Consider the following 18,069-nt stretch of genomic DNA (forward strand, 5'->3'; position numbering starts at 1 on the left):
ATTTGAAAATGACCAGCGATGAATCCGGATTACCGGCAACTGACAGAGCTTCAGCCTGATCAAAAAGACCCTCCCGATCAAACGACCAAACCTGGCCGCAAACAAGGAAAAGGGCAACGAGGAGAATTGCCCTCAGCGATTTTCTGCGCAATGTGAGTCCACCTTTCAAAATGCGGTGGCACCTTCGGTCCCGTCCGAATGCTGGCCGGGTACCGCCTTGTTACTTTATATCAAAGACATATACCTGCTCGTTCTGGCTATCAGTGGCGTTGACACTACTGATTACCAGCCGGAAAGTACCCTCCCCAAGTCTGTCTATTGGAATTACTATTCGACCCGTTTCGTACTCGTCAAAGCCGGCGAATGAATCATCCGACATAAGTATCTTTCCATCCTCGGACTCAATTACCAGCCGATATGCTTCTCCCACTTCAGCTCCGGGATACACGAACGAAATCAGCCCGTCCTGCCCCGATGACGCCTTCAATACCGCCCCCATCGAGGCCCGGGTCGGAATCAAACTTATCGATTGAATCTGACGCATCCCGGCTCCATCACCGGAACCCTTCATGCCCAGGTAAGCCGGGTAGATCAAAAGAGCCATAACAAAAAACGCCACCGCCGGCTTGAATACAAACGGCGTCTGGGGCCAAAGATACCCGAGCAGACTGCCAACCATCGACGGCCGCCGCGAAAGACTGTCTACGGCCGTCCGTACATCCTGACGAACCTCCATATCCGTCCGTATCATGTTCGCGGCTTGCTCAAACTCACGCACCTCACTGAAACAGCGCTCGCATTCCAACATGTGTATCTCAAACCGTTCAGTATCCTCCGCCGACAACGCCCCAAGCTCGTAGGCATGCTTCAACTTGCCCACCATTTCGTTAGTACACTTCACTTCACTCACTTCGCGTCTCCTCCGCTAAGACAATCACCGAGCATCCTGCGGCCCCGATTCAGCATGACATACAAATGATTTGACTTCAGCTCCATCCTCCGACAAATCTCATCGGTGTCATACCCCTGATGAGTGAAATTCAGTACCCGGGCATACCTCGGATAAGATCTGACAAGCTTCTTCAAACAGTCCCTGAGCCGACGCTTCAAAGTCGGATCCGGCTCATCCATCGATGGCCTGTCAAGATATTCCATGTGCTCCGAGTGTATCATCGTCTTCTGCCGCAAGCTATTGCTCTGCATAAAGTTACCAATTTTATTCCGGAGTATGCGGTATGCCCAGGCCTCAAACATGTCTGTTGGAGAGTCCGTTTTCAATTTCTCCAACACCGTTATACAGGCGTCCTGAGCGATATCCTCGCTATACTCCCCTCCAACCCTTCGTTTGGCCAGAAGAACAAATCTTACTCGAAGATACTCGAAAACCTCCTTTTCGGCAGTCTTATCCCCTTGTTTAGCCTTGATTACTAATGACGTAAGGTGCTCACCCATTGCTTACTTTCCTGCACACAATAACTTAAAGAGAATATAACGCCGCTGAATTCGATGTCAATAAGGCCGTCCGAGACATAGCGACACAAACGGTTAAATCACCTGTAATATTCGACTTACTTGACAAACTATAATTGTGACGACGGCTTGTTTCGGGATTTACAGGGCATGGCGCCTCGCGGGGAGGGGCGTCATTACCAGGTCGTTGACCGGCTTCTCCTCGCGAAGAAGTCAACCAGCTTCCGAAACAGCCGTTTCTTTTGCGTATAACTCCCCGATTTAATGGTCACTCCTCCCCTATGTCCACCAGCCGGGATCGCTCCCATTCCTCGCCCAGGATAGCCTGTCCCTCCCGATCGGCATCAACTACGAAATCTTCCGGAACAACCACCGAATAAGCGCCATCTATCGGGCGATAAGAACTCGGCCCCATCTGACCGGTCAATCCAAAATGCCCCGCCCCGGACAAAATCACCGCCGGTATATCTTTCTCGCGAAGCACCTCCAGAATCATAGCCGCCGACTGTTGCGATGTTAACCGCGCGAGCTGCACCCAATCTTCATAGCCCTCACCATCATCCGCATCCTCCACCGGCAATGACGCCACCAGAGGTTCATCACAATCGGGACAGACTTCCACTCCCGCTTCGTATTCATATCTGCATTTCGGACAAAACATCACCGGCTCCTCTTTTTCCAATATACTAAAAAATGCGCCGAGCATTCAATAAAATCGCGGCTCCTGCTTTTCTCACGACCTGAGTTTCCAAAGAAAACGATAAAGTGGCGCCAACATCACGAAACCATCCGCGAGATCATCGGCAATCCGACGGCTAAACAGCCGCTTGTTCACCTTCCTGTTACAAACCAGATACAGACTGCGCTTCTGATACCACAAATTGATCCTATCCGGCCTATCCGCATCGAAAAGTCTCTGATACTGCTCTCCCTCCAAAGTAAACGTCTTCTGCCCGTCATAAAAGGCTATAGCCTTAGCAAACTCTTTTGGTCTTGTATTAATGGCGTTACGAAACCTGCTCATGGTCGCCGGCGATGCACTGTAATAGCCCATACCATATCGATACCAGTCCGAAAACAACTCAAAAAAATACGCCGGCGCATCCTTCCAATCCTTACCCGGACGCTTGAACGTAACCCACACGCTTTCCTTGAAAAGAGATTTGTCCCGCGAAAATCGCGTATCCCGATATATCTTCGATATCGTCTTATTGACCGCCGGAGTGGTCTCGATATAAGGGTCAATCGATACCATCAGGTCTCCCAGCTCCACCACCAGCGCCCTCAACGGCTGCATCAGGTGCGTTTCATAATCGTCGCGGTGCCGCTCGAGCCACGGCTTTGAATTATTGGCCGCGAGATTCTTCAAAAACTCAAGCGTCTGCTTGGAAAATCCGCTGAATCTGACAATATCAGGCTTTTTCATACCGTGCTCCCTTCTACGAGTCAATTAATCCAAAGTTCTCACCCGCAAGAAAGATAAAAGCGGCACCACCGGTGTTTATCACATTTGCGCCGCATTCGCCACTTGACCGGTCACACCAAAAAACTATACCTATCTAAAAACACACTCAATTTCACGGGAGAAACCCAAATGACCCCCAAACAGGTCGCTCTCAGGTTCGCCGAGGCTATCAGCAAACGCGATGTTGACGCGCTCTATGATCTTATGACCGATGACCACACGTTCATCGATGGTATGGGCGAGCAAATCTCGGGAAAAGAACGCATGCGCGATGGATGGCGCGGTTACTACACTATGGTCCCTGACTACGCGATCGAGGTTACCGAATCTTTCGAATCCGGCAACATCGTGGCCATGCTGGGCGAAGCGTTCGGGACATTTACCACCGACGGCAATCTCAAGAAGGAGAATTTCTGGAAAGTCCCGGCCGCCTGGCGGGCGGTTATCGATGGTGACAAGATCCGCCAGTGGCAGGTCTACGCCGACAACGAGCCGATTCGCATTATCATGCGCCGCGAAGGCGTGCTGGAGTAGCATTACGTCGTCCGGAAGGTCGGGTTCGGACCTGCCCCGCACTTCGGCGGATTCCAAAAAAATATAATCGTGAGAGCAAACCCGACATCTTTCCGTCATCTCCAGCTGCCTTCGCGATCTTCGTGCAAAAAAAAGCGACCGATCCCAAAAAGACCGGCCGCTCTCCACACTATAGCATGATTTTTGTGTTAGCTCTTCGACTCCGGCAAAATCACCTGGTCGATAACGTGAATCACTCCGTTGGAGCATTCGATATCGGTGGCCACCACCGAGGCATCGTTGATCTTGACGCCATCGTCTTTCTTTTTAATCATCACTTCCTGACCGTTGAGGGTCGTGGCCTTATCCAGTCCCACCACCTGTTCGGCTTTCACTTTGCCGTTGAGGACGTGGTAAGTGAGGATCGATGTCAACTTCTCTTTATCTTTGAGAAGTGATTCCAGGGTACCTTTCGGAAGAGCCTCGAAAGCTTTGTTGGTCGGGGCGAACACCGTGAACGGACCATCGCCGTTTAAGGCCGACTCCAGCCCGGCGGCCTGAACAGCCTGAACCAGAATCGAGAAATCTTCATTGCTGGCGGCGGTTTCGACGATTGTCATTTTCTTGGTATCGTCCATTTTATCCTTGGTCATTTTATCCATGGACGCGCTGGCTTTGTCGGCTTTCATATCTGTTTTGGAGTGATCATCGCCCACACCGCACGCGCCGCAATGGGCCTGAGCCGATACTGCTGCGAAAACTATAACGGCGAGTAATACGAAAAGCTGTTTCATCTGTCTTGCCTCTCAGAATTGTGTTACGATTGTTTGCATTTGGTTTAGCGTTTATAACACAAAACTGGACTGTTCTTGTTCCCCTTTTCGGTACTAATCGGCTTGGATTCGCCCTGATCTGTTGGCGCGCTGGGGCTTACGCCCTTGATGGCCACCTCTATGATAAGCCAACTAGCTTGTCATTTCGGGCCTTGCGAGAAATCTTTCCGTCACGATTCACACTTGAGCCTCTGCGAATCTATTTGGCAATCCAGTCAATTGCGCGCACAGATCATTCAAACGTGTCCGTTGGAAAGCATCCTTCGGGATTTCTTACCTTTAGCCATAACGCTGCATCACCATAGAGGCCATCAAGGGCTTCGTTTATCTTGGATATGAGGCGGACCACTACGTCGCACAGATCCCCTATCATTGAAAAATCGGACGGACTGAGAAAGACAGACTCCCGAAGAAAAATGCTGCTCTCACCCTCAAGTTGCGGCATTGGTGTTGGATGAATCAACGAGTGACGTAACTTCTTTTCAAATTGGAGTAATTCCTTCATATCAATACAACTATTTTCGTCGAATAGCGGGTGTTCCTTGCCCATGGCAATTTTTGGATAAAGTAGGAGCTTGTCTCTGAGACTTTTGCGCACGGCACATTGTCTGTCAACATCCCATTCAGTCACGATCGTCAGATACTTCTTACTGAGTTTCTGACTCAGTGCTATGTCCCACCCTAAGCCATTGATGTATCCTTCGATGAGACAGAAAGCTGACCGAGCGGTTGCCCGCATGAGACTTAGAAGGAGTTTCGCCTCCTCGGCACTTGCCGTTTGCTCGTCGCAAGACTCATATAGCTCTGAAGTGTGGTTCCAAAGGGCAGTCATATCTTCATACAATGCGGCCTCAACTATAAAGTAATGAGCCTTCCCCTTCCTCTCAAAAGCATTGTGAATATCGACCCCGATGCGCGCATGCGGAGGAAGTCGGTCAAAAATGGGCATCGCATTGTCGTACCGCGAAAATAGCCTCTGTAAATGGGTCTTTTTCGCCCAAAGGATCAATGATTTTTTGTCTTTTGTCTCGTTAAGATACATCTCGATATCATTTGATGTGCCTTTCCACCCATAATGGTCAGAAAGATTTCTCACCAAGTCCGTTAAGCGCTCCATATGACGGCGAATCTCGTTACGCGATAGATTCGATAGAGTATCAAACTGCCGGTCAATAACATCTTGCTCAGCATTGTCGCAGGCGCCGGTGAGCAGACTTATGACCCGATATTTCTTATACAGTGCGGTAAAACGCTTTCTCAGGCCAGATTCAAGATCGATTATCATTTTTCAGAGTTACCCTTACTTTCTTGACAGTACAATTTAAGGCTGTGAAAAGAAAGACTTACTCACGTAAACCTCCTCAACTAAAGAAGTGTCTATCCAAAGGGGCAAATTTCATGCTGTATTCATCAAAATAACTGAAGACGTAGGGCAGAACCCTATTCCACAAAAGACTACAATCGCGAGCGGTTCTGCCACACAGTCATCATTGCTCGTTCAATTCATCCCGCTTGACTTCCTTGAGAGTCATCTCTGACCAGGGAAGTTCCGGTCCGCCTGATTCCTCCGTGTATGTGCCCCAGCCATCGAACTGACAATCGTGGTCGAATGCAAGCCGACACATTTCGGCACTCCAATCGATAACTACCGAGTCCGACATCAGAATGTCCGTCGTCCAGCCCGTAACCAAAAAAAGACCGCTCTGTTCATCCGCGGGACCATAAGCCCCCGCGTATCCCTTGCCCGCCAGTGCGGCCGCCAGATCGGAGGCATTTGTTTCAGTATTGGTATAGAAGAAATACTCGAGTTTGCGCTCCATCTGGTCTGTAACCCCGGCCTGCCGCAACTGCGCCAATACTTCTCGAGCGCCACTAGCCTGCTGTTGGATAGTCTCGTTCAACTGCACCTGGGGGTCCGACGCCTCATCTTGCTTTCCACATCCAAATAGTGCTGAGAAAAATCCCATTGTTAGTACCACCTGCCTTATGAACTTCACTACCTTAGAACCCTTGATATCTTGTTCCGCGCATTTTGACATCACAAACTGTGATCTCTAACTTTTACTTCCCCGAAGATAAGAAACCGATTGAACGTAAATGCTGCTGAAACCAATTCCGATCTCCCCGAACGATGAAAATTATCTAAAGCGGAGAGGTAGGGATTCGAACCCTAGGTACCCGAAGGTACAACGGTTTTCGAGACCGCCGCTTTCGACCACTCAGCCACCTCTCCGATATCGATATAAGGGGCAGATGAGGACATCTACCGCCCACAACAGGGGCAGATGAAGATTCCGCGTTTCGCGGGACCGCCCACATGTCAACCCGCCCAAAGCGGGCCGACGTAAATGTACGAAATTCCCGCCGTTTGTAAAGACTCAAACTCCAAAACCTGTCGACACCAGGCTTTCGTAGGCTCACGCCGCGGCGCGAGCCTACCAGCAATCCGGTTCCCCACCCCGCCTTTGGCGGGGCTGTGGGATCATCCCAACGTCCGCAATTTCCCTACAACTTCCCACCAAAACACCACCGCCGAAACCTTATTGAACAACACCGGGTGGGAGGCTCAAACCTGTTTGGGCCTGACGTTGACAGCCAGATTACCCCACCCTTCCGGTGGATTTTTCGGGTGGCAGGCTCAAACTCGTTTGGGCCTGACAGCCCGACAATGATATCTGCGTTCGTAGGCTCACGCCGCGGCGCGAGCCTACGATGAGCGAAAAATCGAATCGAAAAAATATGAAATCTGAGCAAACGAAGCCAAACCCGGGTAAGTAAAATGCGGATATATGATTACAGTGAATTTTCCACAGCATAACCATAGGCGTTTGATTAATCAAACGCGACAGGGTATGCCAAACATCATCGACTCTTGTTCCGTCAGATCTTGCGACCTGTTGAGGGCGTGTGACCTGACGGTTATCCGAACTCCTCTGCGTCGGGTCACAATCCCCTGGCGGGGCTCAAGACCCAACGCAACATCGAAGAATAAGGAAACGAACCCAAATAGGCGTAACAGAATGGCAGACAGAAAAATACGGCCGATTATCAACAGGCAGATGAGAATCCCGCGCTTCGCGGGACCACGCACAAAACGGGCCCTAGTCGCGGATCACAACACCCTTCTCGACCAGCTCCTTCTGGGCCTTAATCAGACTGCGCGCGAACCCGAACCGCGGCCTTACCACCTGGAAAACCACGAACGAGAAAAGCACAATCATCAGCGTTTCTTCAAACCGGGCCGTGAAATAAAAGTAAGCGAAACCCCACAAAGCGATCAGGGCGATCAGGTAAAAAATCGGTTTCGAGCGGGCCACCAGCGAATGAACCAGATCATCCTCAAATGTCTCTTTCGACCGCACCATCGGCTTTTTCATCATCTGGGTTCGCCACCACAGCGCCACCGCCGCCTGCGCCAGCGACACCGCCACGATCGCGTAGAAAAGTGTGTTGGCGCCCTCGCCGATCCGGTTAAACCAGCTCTGGTTTTTGTCCAGGAAATAGCAGACCAGCAAAATAGCCATCGGGACCAGCACATTGACCACCAGGCCAAGATACAGCGGTTTGATTATGATCCGGTTGAGATCAAATTCGTCATCCAGTATAGGGGACATTGCTTTCTATCCTTTGAATAAAACTTTCATACGTCGATTTCTTCGGCCAGTAAACGAACGTCCAGGCGATACCAATCGGGTAAAAGTAAAGCATGCTCGCTCTATCGCCCGACAGAAGATACACCACCAGCCCGAAAAGATAACTCATCTCGACAAACGCGAACTTGATAACGCTCATCGTGAAAAAGACATTGTCCGGCGTCATCTGCGACTGTTGGCTCGCCTTGAAACTGCTGATCTGGAATCGTTCGATAAATATCGCCATCGCCGGCTCGATAATGGCCACGGCCAGAAGAATATAAAACATCATCTCGATCTGCCCGCCCTGCTGGCCCGCCGCCTTTATAACATAGGTCATCCCCAGATAGATAATGGGCGCGACGACGAGCATGGCCACCGCTATCATTCGGATTTTGCCGAACCACGCCTGCTTTTTTTCGTCCCACACTATCAATTGATATTCTCCTTGTTGTTTCTGACCTGCCGGAAAAAATCTTTCATCAGCGCGGACACTTCATCTGAAAGCACGCCGCTGACTATTTCGATATTATGGTTCAGCCTTTTGTCGGACGGAAGATTAAAAATCGAGCCGCAGGCTCCGAATTTCGGGTCGTGCGCCCCGAACACGATTGTCTTGATTCGCGACAAGATGGCCGCTCCGGCGCACATGGCGCACGGCTCCAGGGTCGAGAACAAGATGCAGTTCTCCAAACGCCAGTCGCCGAAATGGTTGTATGCCGCCGACAGCGCTATTATCTCCGCGTGCGAGGTAGCATCGTGGAAACTCTCGGTCTGGTTGAAACCGCGCCCAATCACACGATCCTCGAACACCACAATCGCCCCGACCGGAACTTCCCCTTTCTCGAAAGCTTCCTGTGCCTCGCGAAGCGCGATCGCCATAAACTGCGGATATTTCTCAGGATTCATACGGGAGCAATATAGACTGTTTGGCTTTTGTAACAACGTTTTTTTGTGCGGGACCAATGACGTCTTCGTTTGCGTGTACTATTGTGGGCGGGTCTGTCCCTGTCCGCCTTCGGATGATTCGAACCCGCATCCGGCGGCCCACCCTCTTGGGTTTTCCGGGTGGCAGGCTCAAACTTGTTTGGGCCTGATTAACCGAATGCTTTGTAGGGGTTCAAAATTTTGAACCCCTACATGAAGAAAGAACATCTGGCCTTGTAGGGCGGGTCCGTCTTCGAACCCGCCATCAGGCTTGTTTGAGCCTGATATACACCTGTACCCCACCTAGAGCGTCAGCGGCAGGTGGGAAATTGTCCAAGCTGTGAACGTTTCGCTAGATAGGTAACAGAATAGACTCAGCACATAGGTAACACCTTTTTTCTGTGCGCGGCAGATGTCCTCATCTGCCCGTCATCGGACCCTACTCAATCAAGCGCCGCGTGATCTCGTCAGCCAGAAGAATCCCCTCGTCGGAGAGACGAAGTTTCCCTTTGTCGGGAATGAGATGTCCGGATTCCACCAGCATCTCGTATTGACGGCGGTTCAGCTTCGTTTCGAGCGCCACCCCGAACCGCTCCGAAAATTGCGACCGGCTGATTCCCTCGCTCGTGCGAAGACCGAGCATGATCGCCTCGACCATCCGCTGCTCGAGCCCGGATTGGTCGATCTCGCGCGGAAGCTTTCCGACGGTGAGCAGTTCGATATACTCTCCGAGGTTCGAGCGGTTCATAAACCGCGTGCCGTTAATGAATGAATGCGCCGATGGTCCCAGGCCGAGATAGTCGCCGCCCAGCCAGTACTGTAAATTGTGACGGCACTCGTGGCCCGGTTTGGCAAACGATGATACCTCGTAGCGGGTGTACCCGGCCTGTTTGAACCTTTCGCATCCGCCGCGGTACATCGCCAGCATCAGTTCCTGATCCGGCATCTGCACCGCTTCGGCATCGACCATTCCGGCCAGCGGCGTGCCCGGCTCCACCGTGAGCTGGTAAAGCGATATGTGCGGCGGGTCGAGATCGATAAGCTGATCGAGATCATCCGAAAGCATCCGGCTGGTCTGTCGCGGCAGACCGAAAATGAGGTCGACACCGAATGTCGGAAAATCCAGAGCGTTGGCAAAATAAATCGCGCGCTGGCTGTCGTGCGGATCGTGCTCGCGTCCGAGCAGCTTGAGAAGTTTGCGGTTGAACGACTGAATGCCGAAGACCGGACGGTTCACGCCGAGCCTCTTGAGCGACTCGAGCGTTTCCAGGCTGACCGATTCGGGATTGGTTTCGATCGAGAACTCGAGATCATCGGCAAGGGTGCACTCCCCTCGAACGATATCGAGCCACCGGGAGAACCGTTCGATATTTACCAGCGATGGCGTCCCGCCGCCGACAAAGATAGTGCTGATCGTTCGCTCGCGCCCGGCGATTTGATCCAGGGCCAAACGGGTTTCGATCTCGAGGGCATCGAAGAAACGCGACTCATGCGATGGTTCATAAAGCTCTTTATAGAAATCGCAATAGGAGCAACGGTTCTTGCAAAACGGAAAATGTAGATAGAGAGAAAAAGGCATCGATTATAGCGAAGTGCCGAGGCGCTCCCAGCGGATGTGCGACGGGAAATTGAAAAGCCCGAAGCCTATCCATTGGATAGCGTCGACAATGTACGGGAACTCCCAACCAGGGGCGCTTGCGTCCGGTGTCCATGACCAGTACACGAAAACCGCTTTGCCGATTATGTTCTCGCGGGGCACCGCCCCCCAGAACCGGCTGTCGCGGCTGTCATCGCGGTTGTCGCCCATCACGAAATACCCGTCGATCGGCACCTCATACGGCCCGAAATTATCCCGGAAAGAAAGATCCCCGGGGATAATCCGTTTGTCGATGTGCTTGACGTGGGGAGGTATAGGGGCGACTTCCTCATCGACATAGACGATTTTATCGGCCACCTCCACGAACTGGGTCTCCATCGCCACGATTCGCTTGATGTATTCCTTCTCCGGGTTGTTGGGATATTTGAATACAATTATATCCCCGACTTTCGGATCGCTGCCGAAATCGTAGGCCATCTTGTTGACGAAGATATAGTCGCCTTCGAAGAGGCAATCTTCCATCGAGGCCGAACTCACCCGGTAGGCGGATACCACGAATATGCGCAGAACCAGCGCGGCAACCAGCGCGATGATAGCGGTCTCGAGGTACTCTCTCCAGAGCGGCTTGCGCTCTTTCTGGTTGAGTACTTTGCTGACATGCTCGTCGCGCTCAGCTTTGGTTATATCCTGAATTAGGAAGTCCTGATCCATACGATTAAAGTTATCGGTTTAACCCCGCAATACTTTAGCACGGGGGACTACAATTTTACGGTAAATATAGGCCAAACGGCAACTTATATAAAGCCAAAAACCCGCCCTAGGTCGGCCGGCGCCGTTTTGGCAACCTGTCTGCCCGGCACTGAATCTTACGGGCACTTGGTCCGTTTCCAAGGCAAAATCGGTATTCCCTTTGTCCTTGACAGCCACCACGCGGGCCAATATAATCATTGTATACTTTGACGAGAGGCTTCCGCAGCATGTTGTCCGAAAGCCGAATATACCGCGGCCGACCCGGAAGCACAAAATTTTGCATTTTTGACTTCTCCTCACCGTCTTTAGTACAAACCGCCTGAGGGAACCTTAAAACATGGAGGGCTGCTAATATGTGGAGTACTGTCCACCGCAGTCTCAGGGAGTTTGAGACGGGCGTGGGCATCCTCGAAAAAAACTCTTAAGCCGAAAAGTACATCCTTAATTCCCCCAACTGATCGAACACCCAGGTTGGCATAATTGGGGCTGTACAGAGAAAAATGTGTGTAATACGAATCCCCGGTTCGGGCACCTCCGGCCGGGGTTTTTATTGCCAACAGACTATTGGCTCCCTCCACCAAAAACAGCCTTTCAGAGCTATGGGAAAATCGTTCCGTGCTGTTCATTAACCGCACAATTATCAGGTAAATCTGTTGCTATTAAACAACTTGCAATTACCCGTCAACATACACCCCAATAATGGCACTCGTCTTGCAATTTGTCAGAGTGAACAGTTTGAAAACACTTCAGCAGGACGGTACGTTATGAAAGTGAAGTTCGTTCTCACCATGGATGATGTAGAGATCAATGACCGCAAGATAGATCAGGTGATACTCGATTGGGAGACTGATATAAACCAGGAAGAAATCCTGGAGCTCTCTCACAAGTGGATTACCTCTAAAAACTTCCTGACGACCAGGATGGAAGGTCTAACCCGCGTCGGCGAATCCTCGCTGATGATCGAGCCGCTGGAAGAGGACCAAAATGTCGAATGGTGATCTGTTAATGCAGGCGAAAGCTCTCGCCGACGATGCTGCCCGGAGAATCGATGAGTATTCCGGCGTGGTCGGCTCGGTCCAGCGTGTTATCGTGGAACACTTCGGACAAAACGGGCTCTATGCTGCTTACGTGGTAGTCGCCGCCTTAATCCTTCTGGTAGCCGCCAAGCTGGCAAAAATCACCTTTTCCACGCTCAAGTATGTTGTCGTGCCGTCACTGGCTCTCGCCTTTCTCGGTACTTTCTTTGTGCCTTATTCGTTCACTTCGTTGCTCCCTGTGACGGTTACCTGTTGCTCTTTGGTTTTGCTGTTTAAGGGCTAATCCCACACCTGTTTGTAAAATCCCATAATTGACGATATTATCAGGGCCCGACGTCTTCCCGGCGCGGGCCCTATCGTTTTGTGTGTCAGCATGTTACGCTAAAATCGCGCGCTCGGCAACATCCTTGCAATTGTAATCTGTGAAACTAATCGAAAAGCTTTCCCTCGCTAAACATGGAATGCCGGGGAATCAACGGAGGCGGTACGTTATGCAAAGCGACAATACCTGCATTCACTGCGGACGCAGACTCGTCCTCGAAAAGGGCATCAGGCTGTGCCCGAACTGCAACAGTAAAGACCTGCAGTACACCCGACTTTTTATCGAAGAAAAAGAAGACGATGAATATGTATTCATCGAGTGCCCGGGAGCCACACTCTACGAGGATGGCACCGATGAAATCAAAGCCGGGGCGAGATTCATCGATGACAACGATCCCCAAAAGGGCTACGAGATAGTCGAGCATCCTGTCTATGCACCCAATCACACCAAACGACGCAGGATAAAAAGAGAGGCTCTGGGGAGCATCCGTCGCTGCCAGGCCTGCCAGGACTATACGGTCCGTATGCGGCGACGCGAAGGTCCCGACTTTTTCATACCCTCGGTCAAACACCCCAAGCGCAAGAAGCTGAAATCGGTCGAATACGTGACCTACGAACCATAGCCTTCCAAACTCAGGCCCGCCGGATACTCAAGCCGGCGGGCCGGTTTATCTTACGCCGTATAGCGGGCCGAATTTCCCACCAGAAATGCCCGTACGCTTCAAATCCCCGTTTATCGGGGCATTTGTTGTGGCTTGCGCAACTTTTCGTTTTAACCGACGTAATCCAAAACATACTGCTGCTTTGCAATCATTACAGAGGTGATACAAAAGGTATGACAAAGACCAAAAGAACCTTTTTTCTGCTGAGCCTGATCATCTTGCTTGCCACATCAGTTTCCGCCGACAACATCTGGAGTATTCTCCGGGGGCGTGATTGTATCGATGGATCCGGTGAGATCGTTACTCAGACCCGCGACCTCGGTGAATTCACGAGGATTGAATCCTCCGGGTCGTTTGATATTTACGTTTATGTCGGCTCCAAGCAGGAAGTGACGATCACTTTCGACGACAACTTGATAGACCTCGTAGAGACCAGAGTGCACGGCAAAACACTCGACATTTTCTGTGAAGAGACCTTCCGCACAAGACGCGATTGCCGCATTGAGATACACATTCCCGAGCTAAGGGCCGTCAAGATATCTGGCAGCGGCGATGTGGAGGTGTATGACCTCAAGGGCGATGCGTTCGAATACGAGGTTTCGGGATCGGGAGACATGAGAGCCGAAGGCGCGGTTGGCGAAGTGGAAATTAAAGTGTCGGGGTCGGGCGATGTTGATCTGCGTGATCTGATGGCCCAGGATGCTTATATCAAGGTCAGTGGCTCCGGTGATGTCAAAGTTTATGCTTCTGAAAGCCTGACGGGGCGCGTTTCAGGCAGCGGCGATATCCAGTATTACGGCGATCCGCAACATGTGTCGAGGCATGTATCCGGGTCCGGAAGCATCCGCAAGAAATGAAGACCACTCCCTCGACTTCATACTATCTCGTCTGCTGAGCACAGCAGCACTCCTGTGGCGGCGGGCTTCTTAAAGCCCGCCGTCACCCCTCATTTGACTGTTCCTCAAGTCCTCAAAAAACAGGCCAAAAACTCACCATAAGCCATTTATTTACAACAAGATAGATTGTGTTTTTTGCTTGCCAAACGATTTAAAAACGGCTATTTTTCCACAAGACAGAAAACGAGAAATGAACGAGAAGTTTAAACAGTTCAAAAGAGAAAACACCGACTCAAAACGCTGCCCCAAAGCGATATCCGGCGTGCTGGCCTCAGTTGTAAAATCACTCGGGCTGGGCAGGGACTATAATGGCTGGATGGTCGTGGCCAACTGGTCCAAAATCGTCGGCCCGTCGATCGCACGACAAGCTGTTGCGGAGAGTTACGAAGATGGATGTCTGTCGGTCGCGGTGCGCGACTCAGCGTGGCGTCAGGAACTTGCGATGAGATTGGATGAACTGTTAAAAGAAATTCACAGCTACCCGTACGGAACATCGGTCAAACAGATTCGACTGATTCAGGGCAGGAAAGGGACTGATAAGAATGGCTACTAACGTGGATAAAGCCAAGACGGATAACGATACCCTCGTCGGTCACAAGTACGATGCTACTACCATCAAAGTGCTGCAGGGACTGGAGGCCGTTCGTCGCCGTCCCTCCATGTATATCGGCGATACCGGTCAACGCGGACTGCATCACATGGTGTATGAAGTGGTCGACAATTCGGTCGATGAGGCCATGGCCGGCTACTGCACGCAGATTATTGTTGAGATAGGCAAGGATGGATCCGTCACCGTCACCGACAACGGCCGCGGTATCCCGGTGGAAATGCACCCGGAGCAGAAGAAATCCGCTCTGGAGGTGGTGATGACGACTCTGCACGCCGGCGGCAAATTCGATCACGAGAGCTACAAAGTCTCGGGTGGTCTGCACGGTGTCGGAGTCTCGGTGGTAAACGCCCTATCCGAATGGTGCTGGGTTGAAGTGTTCCGGGATGGCGACGTGTACCGCCAGGAGTATGTTCGCGGCATCCCGAAAGAAAACGTAAAGAAAACAGGCAAACACAAAAAGTCAGGCACAAAAACGTGCTTTTACCCCGACAGTGAAATCTTCAGCAAGATTGAATTCAAGTTCGATATCATCGCGTCCCGACTGAGAGAATTGGCCTTTCTCAATCAGGGACTGGCCATAGACCTCATCGACCATCGCGTGGACAAAACCGTATCGTTCGCATACAAGGGTGGGCTGTCATCTTTTGTAGAGTACATCAACGAGAACAAAATGGCCCTGTTCAAAAAGCCCATTCACTTCAAGGGCAGTCGGGAAGATGTTGAAGTGGAAGTAGCGCTTCAGTACAACGATGGTTATTCGGAATCCGTTTATTCGTACGTCAATAATATCAATACCATCGAAGGCGGCACACACCTGACCGGTTTCAGAACGGCGCTGACGCGTTCCATTAACAACTATTCGGCCAAGTACAATCTTGTCAAGAAGAACGGTATCAGTCTGGTCGGTGACGACAGCAAAGAAGGTCTGGCGGCGGTGGTGTCGATAAGAGTGCGCGACCCACAATTCGAGGGTCAGACGAAAACAAAGCTGGGCAACTCCGAAGTAAAAGGAATTGTCGAGATGATCACCAACGACCATCTCGGCTCCTACCTCGAAGAAAACCCATCGGTAGGTAAAAAGATCGTCGAAAAACTCGTGCAGGCCGCCACGGCCCGTGAAGCCGCGCGCAAGGCCAAGGAGCTGACCAGACGCAAAACCGCTCTTGACACCGCCGCTCTACCGGGAAAACTCGCCGACTGCTCATTAACCGATCCAGAGGAGTGCGAAATCTATATAGTCGAGGGTGACTCGGCGGGCGGATCCGCCAAGCAGGGTCGTGACCGTCGCTACCAGGCCATCCTGCCGCTGAGGGGCAAGATTCTCAATGTCGAAAAAGCACGTATCGACAAAATTCTATCCAACAACGAAGTCCGCGCGCTTATCACGGCGCTGGGATGCGGTGTCGGCGATGATTTCGATGCCTCCAGGGTTCGCTATCACAAAATCGTGATCATGACCGACGCTGATATCGACGGCGCGCACATACGCACCCTGATTCTAACTTTCTTCTTCAGATACATGCGCGACCTTATCGATCAGGGGTATATCTATATTGCGCAGCCGCCGCTGTATCGTCTCAAGCACGGCAAGACCGAACAGTACGCCTACAACGATGAAGAGAAAGACAAACTGCTCAAGAACATGCCATCATCGGGAGTATCCATCCAGCGATACAAGGGGTTGGGCGAAATGAACGCCGAACAGCTCTGGAAAACCACTATGGATCCAGAAACCCGGACACTGCTGCGGATTACTCTCGATGACGCCGCGGAAGCGGATCACCTGTTTACGATTTTGATGGGCAGCGAGACTGAACCGCGCTCGCAGTTCATACAGGAAAATGCCCGATACGTAAGGAATTTGGATATCTGATCAAAATAGAGTGACATTGTGCCACGAGCCGCCGCATGTAAACGGCGGCTTCTTTTTTGCAACTTTCCTAAGACAGCGGGTGTTATGCAGAGCAAACAGTGACTGATAGATAACCAGGAGCAATCTCCCTCTACTCCTATTACAAAAGAGGCGGCCCCTTTTTAGAGAGGCCGCCTTTAATTTTCACATCGACATGTATTCGCCAAAATCCCACGCGCATCCGGGGGGTTACTTGTGGTCCGGCTCCGACTCGCCGGGTTCGTCAGGGGGGTTGAGAACTTCCTCGGGTATTTTGACTTTCGGAAGGAAAATTCCCAGATATTTCTGATACCAGGTCCAGTCCTTCTTGACATCTTTCATGTAGGCCTTGATTCGCTTCTCGCGGGCGAGTGTGACGGCGTCATATTTCTCGATCTTCAAAAGTAGAATCTCGACCGATTCGCGCTTCTCCAGCGCGCTGCGAAGCGAATTGTAGTCTTTGAAGTTGAAAACCGTCTGAATGATCGGCTCAAAGAAGACCATCACCTGAGAGGCGATAAAATTCAGGGGCTTTATGGACTCCAGAAAGAGAATTGCCGGAACCGACATGCCTCGCTCCACCGCTTTGCGCGCCAGCTTATCCAGTACCGCGTCTTCTTCCTCGCCAAGCAGATTTTTATCAGGGTCGGGAAGTCCCGAGCTGCCCTTGAACAGACTCATTTGTCGCTCTCTTTCACCGGCACATCTTCTTTGCCGCTCTGGCCTATGCGCTTTTTGATGAACGCGATTACCTCGTCGCGATTATTGTCGAAGATAAGATAGATGCCGCGAAAATTCTCAAGCCGCGATGGCTGCAGGAAAGGTGACATCAAAACACCGTTCCTATCGGGATAGTAGCTGCGAAACTGCGACCAGTTCTTCCGGATAGTCTGAGTGGTGGTCTTGACTTTTATGCATTTGTCCGAGAGAAGGTATCGGGTGGGCAGGTAGAATTTTGCCAGCGAAGCGAAAAGCACCACCAGAGCCAGCGTGCCGAAGGCCTTTGATTCGGTCGACGCGTACACGAGAAAACCCACCATCAGGATGAACACCGTCACAAGAACCGCCGCGAGAGGTCTGCGACGCAAAGGATGAGTTGTCCACTGAAGCACCTCGCCTTCGTCACCCGAAGACATCCCGGCCGGTTGAGGGTTTTCGCGATCAACTTCGGACATCGCCGTCATCTGCTCACTTATCTTCGATGTGACGGTAGCGCTCCTTCTTGACCGTCTCCATCATCTCGAGCAGCTCCTTTGGCGTTATTAGCTTCTTGTCGATAAGCACCCGCACCAAAGCTTCCTGCGCCAGATTATTGGATAAAGCCAGCTCTTCGAAAGAAATATCTTTCTCTTTACCGTCGATTATCATCTTCAGCGCTACTCTTTTCTCTTCCATATTGAAATCCCGGGCTAAAGGTTTGCGGCCGTGCTCCTGTTCAGGACGAGCACAACCGGTGAAATACATC

22 protein-coding genes and 1 tRNA gene are annotated in these 18,069 nt (G+C 51.4%); 7 read left to right on the plus strand and 16 right to left on the minus strand.

The window, feature by feature from the left end; translation table 11 throughout:
- Positions 1-220: 220 nt before the first annotated feature.
- The 4 genes from AB1483_00005 to AB1483_00020 all read right to left on the minus strand — a co-directional run bounded on the left by AB1483_00005 (position 221) and on the right by AB1483_00020 (position 2,896).
- Positions 221-910, minus strand: coding sequence for a zf-HC2 domain-containing protein (locus tag AB1483_00005; protein MEW6410834.1), 690 nt, complete (start codon positions 908-910; stop codon positions 221-223).
- On the minus strand, positions 907-1,452 hold the full coding sequence (locus AB1483_00010) for an RNA polymerase sigma factor (GenBank protein MEW6410835.1): 546 nt from the start codon (positions 1,450-1,452) through the stop codon (positions 907-909). The genes AB1483_00005 and AB1483_00010 overlap by 4 nt, the downstream gene beginning before the upstream one ends.
- Positions 1,453-1,738: 286 nt before the next feature.
- The gene (locus AB1483_00015; GenBank protein MEW6410836.1) at positions 1,739-2,131 is read right to left on the minus strand and encodes a hypothetical protein; all 393 of its coding nucleotides are present in this window, start codon (positions 2,129-2,131) and stop codon (positions 1,739-1,741) included.
- Between the two features lie 72 nt (positions 2,132-2,203).
- Positions 2,204-2,896: a DUF2461 domain-containing protein gene (locus AB1483_00020; GenBank protein MEW6410837.1), complete on the minus strand. Its 693-nt coding sequence runs from the start codon at positions 2,894-2,896 to the stop codon at positions 2,204-2,206.
- A 168-nt stretch (positions 2,897-3,064) separates the two neighbouring features.
- Here AB1483_00020 and AB1483_00025 point away from each other — a divergent pair, with 168 nt between their 5' ends.
- Entirely contained in the window at positions 3,065-3,469 is a 405-nt protein-coding gene (locus tag AB1483_00025) for a nuclear transport factor 2 family protein (protein ID MEW6410838.1), read from the plus strand.
- 188 nt (positions 3,470-3,657) lie between these two features.
- Here AB1483_00025 and AB1483_00030 read toward each other — a convergent pair whose 3' ends face one another.
- The 9 genes from AB1483_00030 to lepB all read right to left on the minus strand — a co-directional run bounded on the left by AB1483_00030 (position 3,658) and on the right by lepB (position 11,148).
- The gene (locus AB1483_00030; protein ID MEW6410839.1) at positions 3,658-4,110 is read right to left on the minus strand and encodes a fasciclin domain-containing protein; all 453 of its coding nucleotides are present in this window, start codon (positions 4,108-4,110) and stop codon (positions 3,658-3,660) included.
- Positions 4,111-4,513: 403 nt separating this feature from the next.
- Positions 4,514-5,566 (minus strand): hypothetical protein, encoded by a 1,053-nt coding sequence (locus tag AB1483_00035; GenBank protein MEW6410840.1) that lies wholly within the window; start codon positions 5,564-5,566, stop codon positions 4,514-4,516.
- A 202-nt stretch (positions 5,567-5,768) separates the two neighbouring features.
- A complete protein-coding gene (locus AB1483_00040; protein ID MEW6410841.1) occupies positions 5,769-6,248 on the minus strand; it encodes a ribonuclease E inhibitor RraB in 480 nt (159 codons plus the stop codon).
- A gap of 181 nt (positions 6,249-6,429) precedes the next feature.
- Positions 6,430-6,514: transfer RNA gene (locus AB1483_00045), tRNA-Ser, on the minus strand.
- Positions 6,515-7,382: 868 nt separating this feature from the next.
- Positions 7,383-7,895 (minus strand): hypothetical protein, encoded by a 513-nt coding sequence (locus AB1483_00050; GenBank protein MEW6410842.1) that lies wholly within the window; start codon positions 7,893-7,895, stop codon positions 7,383-7,385.
- Positions 7,876-8,349, minus strand: a complete 474-nt coding sequence (locus AB1483_00055; GenBank protein MEW6410843.1) for a hypothetical protein — start codon at positions 8,347-8,349, stop codon at positions 7,876-7,878. The genes AB1483_00050 and AB1483_00055 overlap by 20 nt, the downstream gene beginning before the upstream one ends.
- A complete protein-coding gene (tadA, locus tag AB1483_00060; protein MEW6410844.1) occupies positions 8,346-8,822 on the minus strand; it encodes a tRNA adenosine(34) deaminase TadA in 477 nt (158 codons plus the stop codon). The genes AB1483_00055 and tadA overlap by 4 nt, the downstream gene beginning before the upstream one ends.
- 457 nt (positions 8,823-9,279) lie before the next feature.
- On the minus strand, positions 9,280-10,419 hold the full coding sequence (gene hemW / locus AB1483_00065) for a radical SAM family heme chaperone HemW (GenBank protein ID MEW6410845.1): 1,140 nt from the start codon (positions 10,417-10,419) through the stop codon (positions 9,280-9,282).
- 3 nt (positions 10,420-10,422) lie between these two features.
- Positions 10,423-11,148: a signal peptidase I gene (gene lepB / locus AB1483_00070; protein ID MEW6410846.1), complete on the minus strand. Its 726-nt coding sequence runs from the start codon at positions 11,146-11,148 to the stop codon at positions 10,423-10,425.
- A gap of 803 nt (positions 11,149-11,951) precedes the next feature.
- Here lepB and AB1483_00075 point away from each other — a divergent pair.
- The 6 genes from AB1483_00075 to gyrB all read left to right on the plus strand — a co-directional run bounded on the left by AB1483_00075 (position 11,952) and on the right by gyrB (position 16,586).
- Positions 11,952-12,185 carry a hypothetical protein gene (locus AB1483_00075; GenBank protein MEW6410847.1) on the plus strand — a complete coding sequence of 78 codons (234 nt, stop codon included), beginning with the start codon at positions 11,952-11,954 and terminating at the stop codon, positions 12,183-12,185.
- Positions 12,172-12,507: a hypothetical protein gene (locus AB1483_00080; protein ID MEW6410848.1), complete on the plus strand. Its 336-nt coding sequence runs from the start codon at positions 12,172-12,174 to the stop codon at positions 12,505-12,507. The genes AB1483_00075 and AB1483_00080 overlap by 14 nt, the downstream gene beginning before the upstream one ends.
- A 208-nt stretch (positions 12,508-12,715) precedes the next feature.
- Entirely contained in the window at positions 12,716-13,168 is a 453-nt protein-coding gene (locus tag AB1483_00085) for a hypothetical protein (protein MEW6410849.1), read from the plus strand.
- A 212-nt stretch (positions 13,169-13,380) separates the two neighbouring features.
- Positions 13,381-14,064 carry a head GIN domain-containing protein gene (locus tag AB1483_00090; GenBank protein ID MEW6410850.1) on the plus strand — a complete coding sequence of 228 codons (684 nt, stop codon included), beginning with the start codon at positions 13,381-13,383 and terminating at the stop codon, positions 14,062-14,064.
- Positions 14,065-14,293: 229 nt separating this feature from the next.
- A complete protein-coding gene (locus AB1483_00095; GenBank protein MEW6410851.1) occupies positions 14,294-14,656 on the plus strand; it encodes a DUF721 domain-containing protein in 363 nt (120 codons plus the stop codon).
- Positions 14,646-16,586: a DNA topoisomerase (ATP-hydrolyzing) subunit B gene (gyrB, locus tag AB1483_00100; GenBank protein MEW6410852.1), complete on the plus strand. Its 1,941-nt coding sequence runs from the start codon at positions 14,646-14,648 to the stop codon at positions 16,584-16,586. Before AB1483_00095 ends, gyrB begins: the two co-directional genes overlap by 11 nt.
- Positions 16,587-16,814: 228 nt before the next feature.
- On the opposite strand, the gene AB1483_00105 is transcribed toward gyrB, so the two are convergent.
- Genes AB1483_00105 through AB1483_00115 form a run of 3 tightly spaced genes read right to left on the minus strand, consistent with a single transcriptional unit; the run spans position 16,815 to position 17,999 of the window.
- Positions 16,815-17,285 carry a hypothetical protein gene (locus AB1483_00105; GenBank protein MEW6410853.1) on the minus strand — a complete coding sequence of 157 codons (471 nt, stop codon included), beginning with the start codon at positions 17,283-17,285 and terminating at the stop codon, positions 16,815-16,817.
- Positions 17,282-17,779: a hypothetical protein gene (locus tag AB1483_00110; GenBank protein MEW6410854.1), complete on the minus strand. Its 498-nt coding sequence runs from the start codon at positions 17,777-17,779 to the stop codon at positions 17,282-17,284. The genes AB1483_00105 and AB1483_00110 overlap by 4 nt, the downstream gene beginning before the upstream one ends.
- Positions 17,780-17,792: 13 nt before the next feature.
- Positions 17,793-17,999, minus strand: coding sequence for a hypothetical protein (locus AB1483_00115; GenBank protein ID MEW6410855.1), 207 nt, complete (start codon positions 17,997-17,999; stop codon positions 17,793-17,795).
- Positions 18,000-18,069 lie beyond the last annotated feature (70 nt).

The sequence above is a fragment of the Candidatus Zixiibacteriota bacterium genome (genome assembly GCA_040756055.1).
In the GTDB taxonomy this organism is placed as follows: Bacteria; Zixibacteria; MSB-5A5; order GN15; family FEB-12.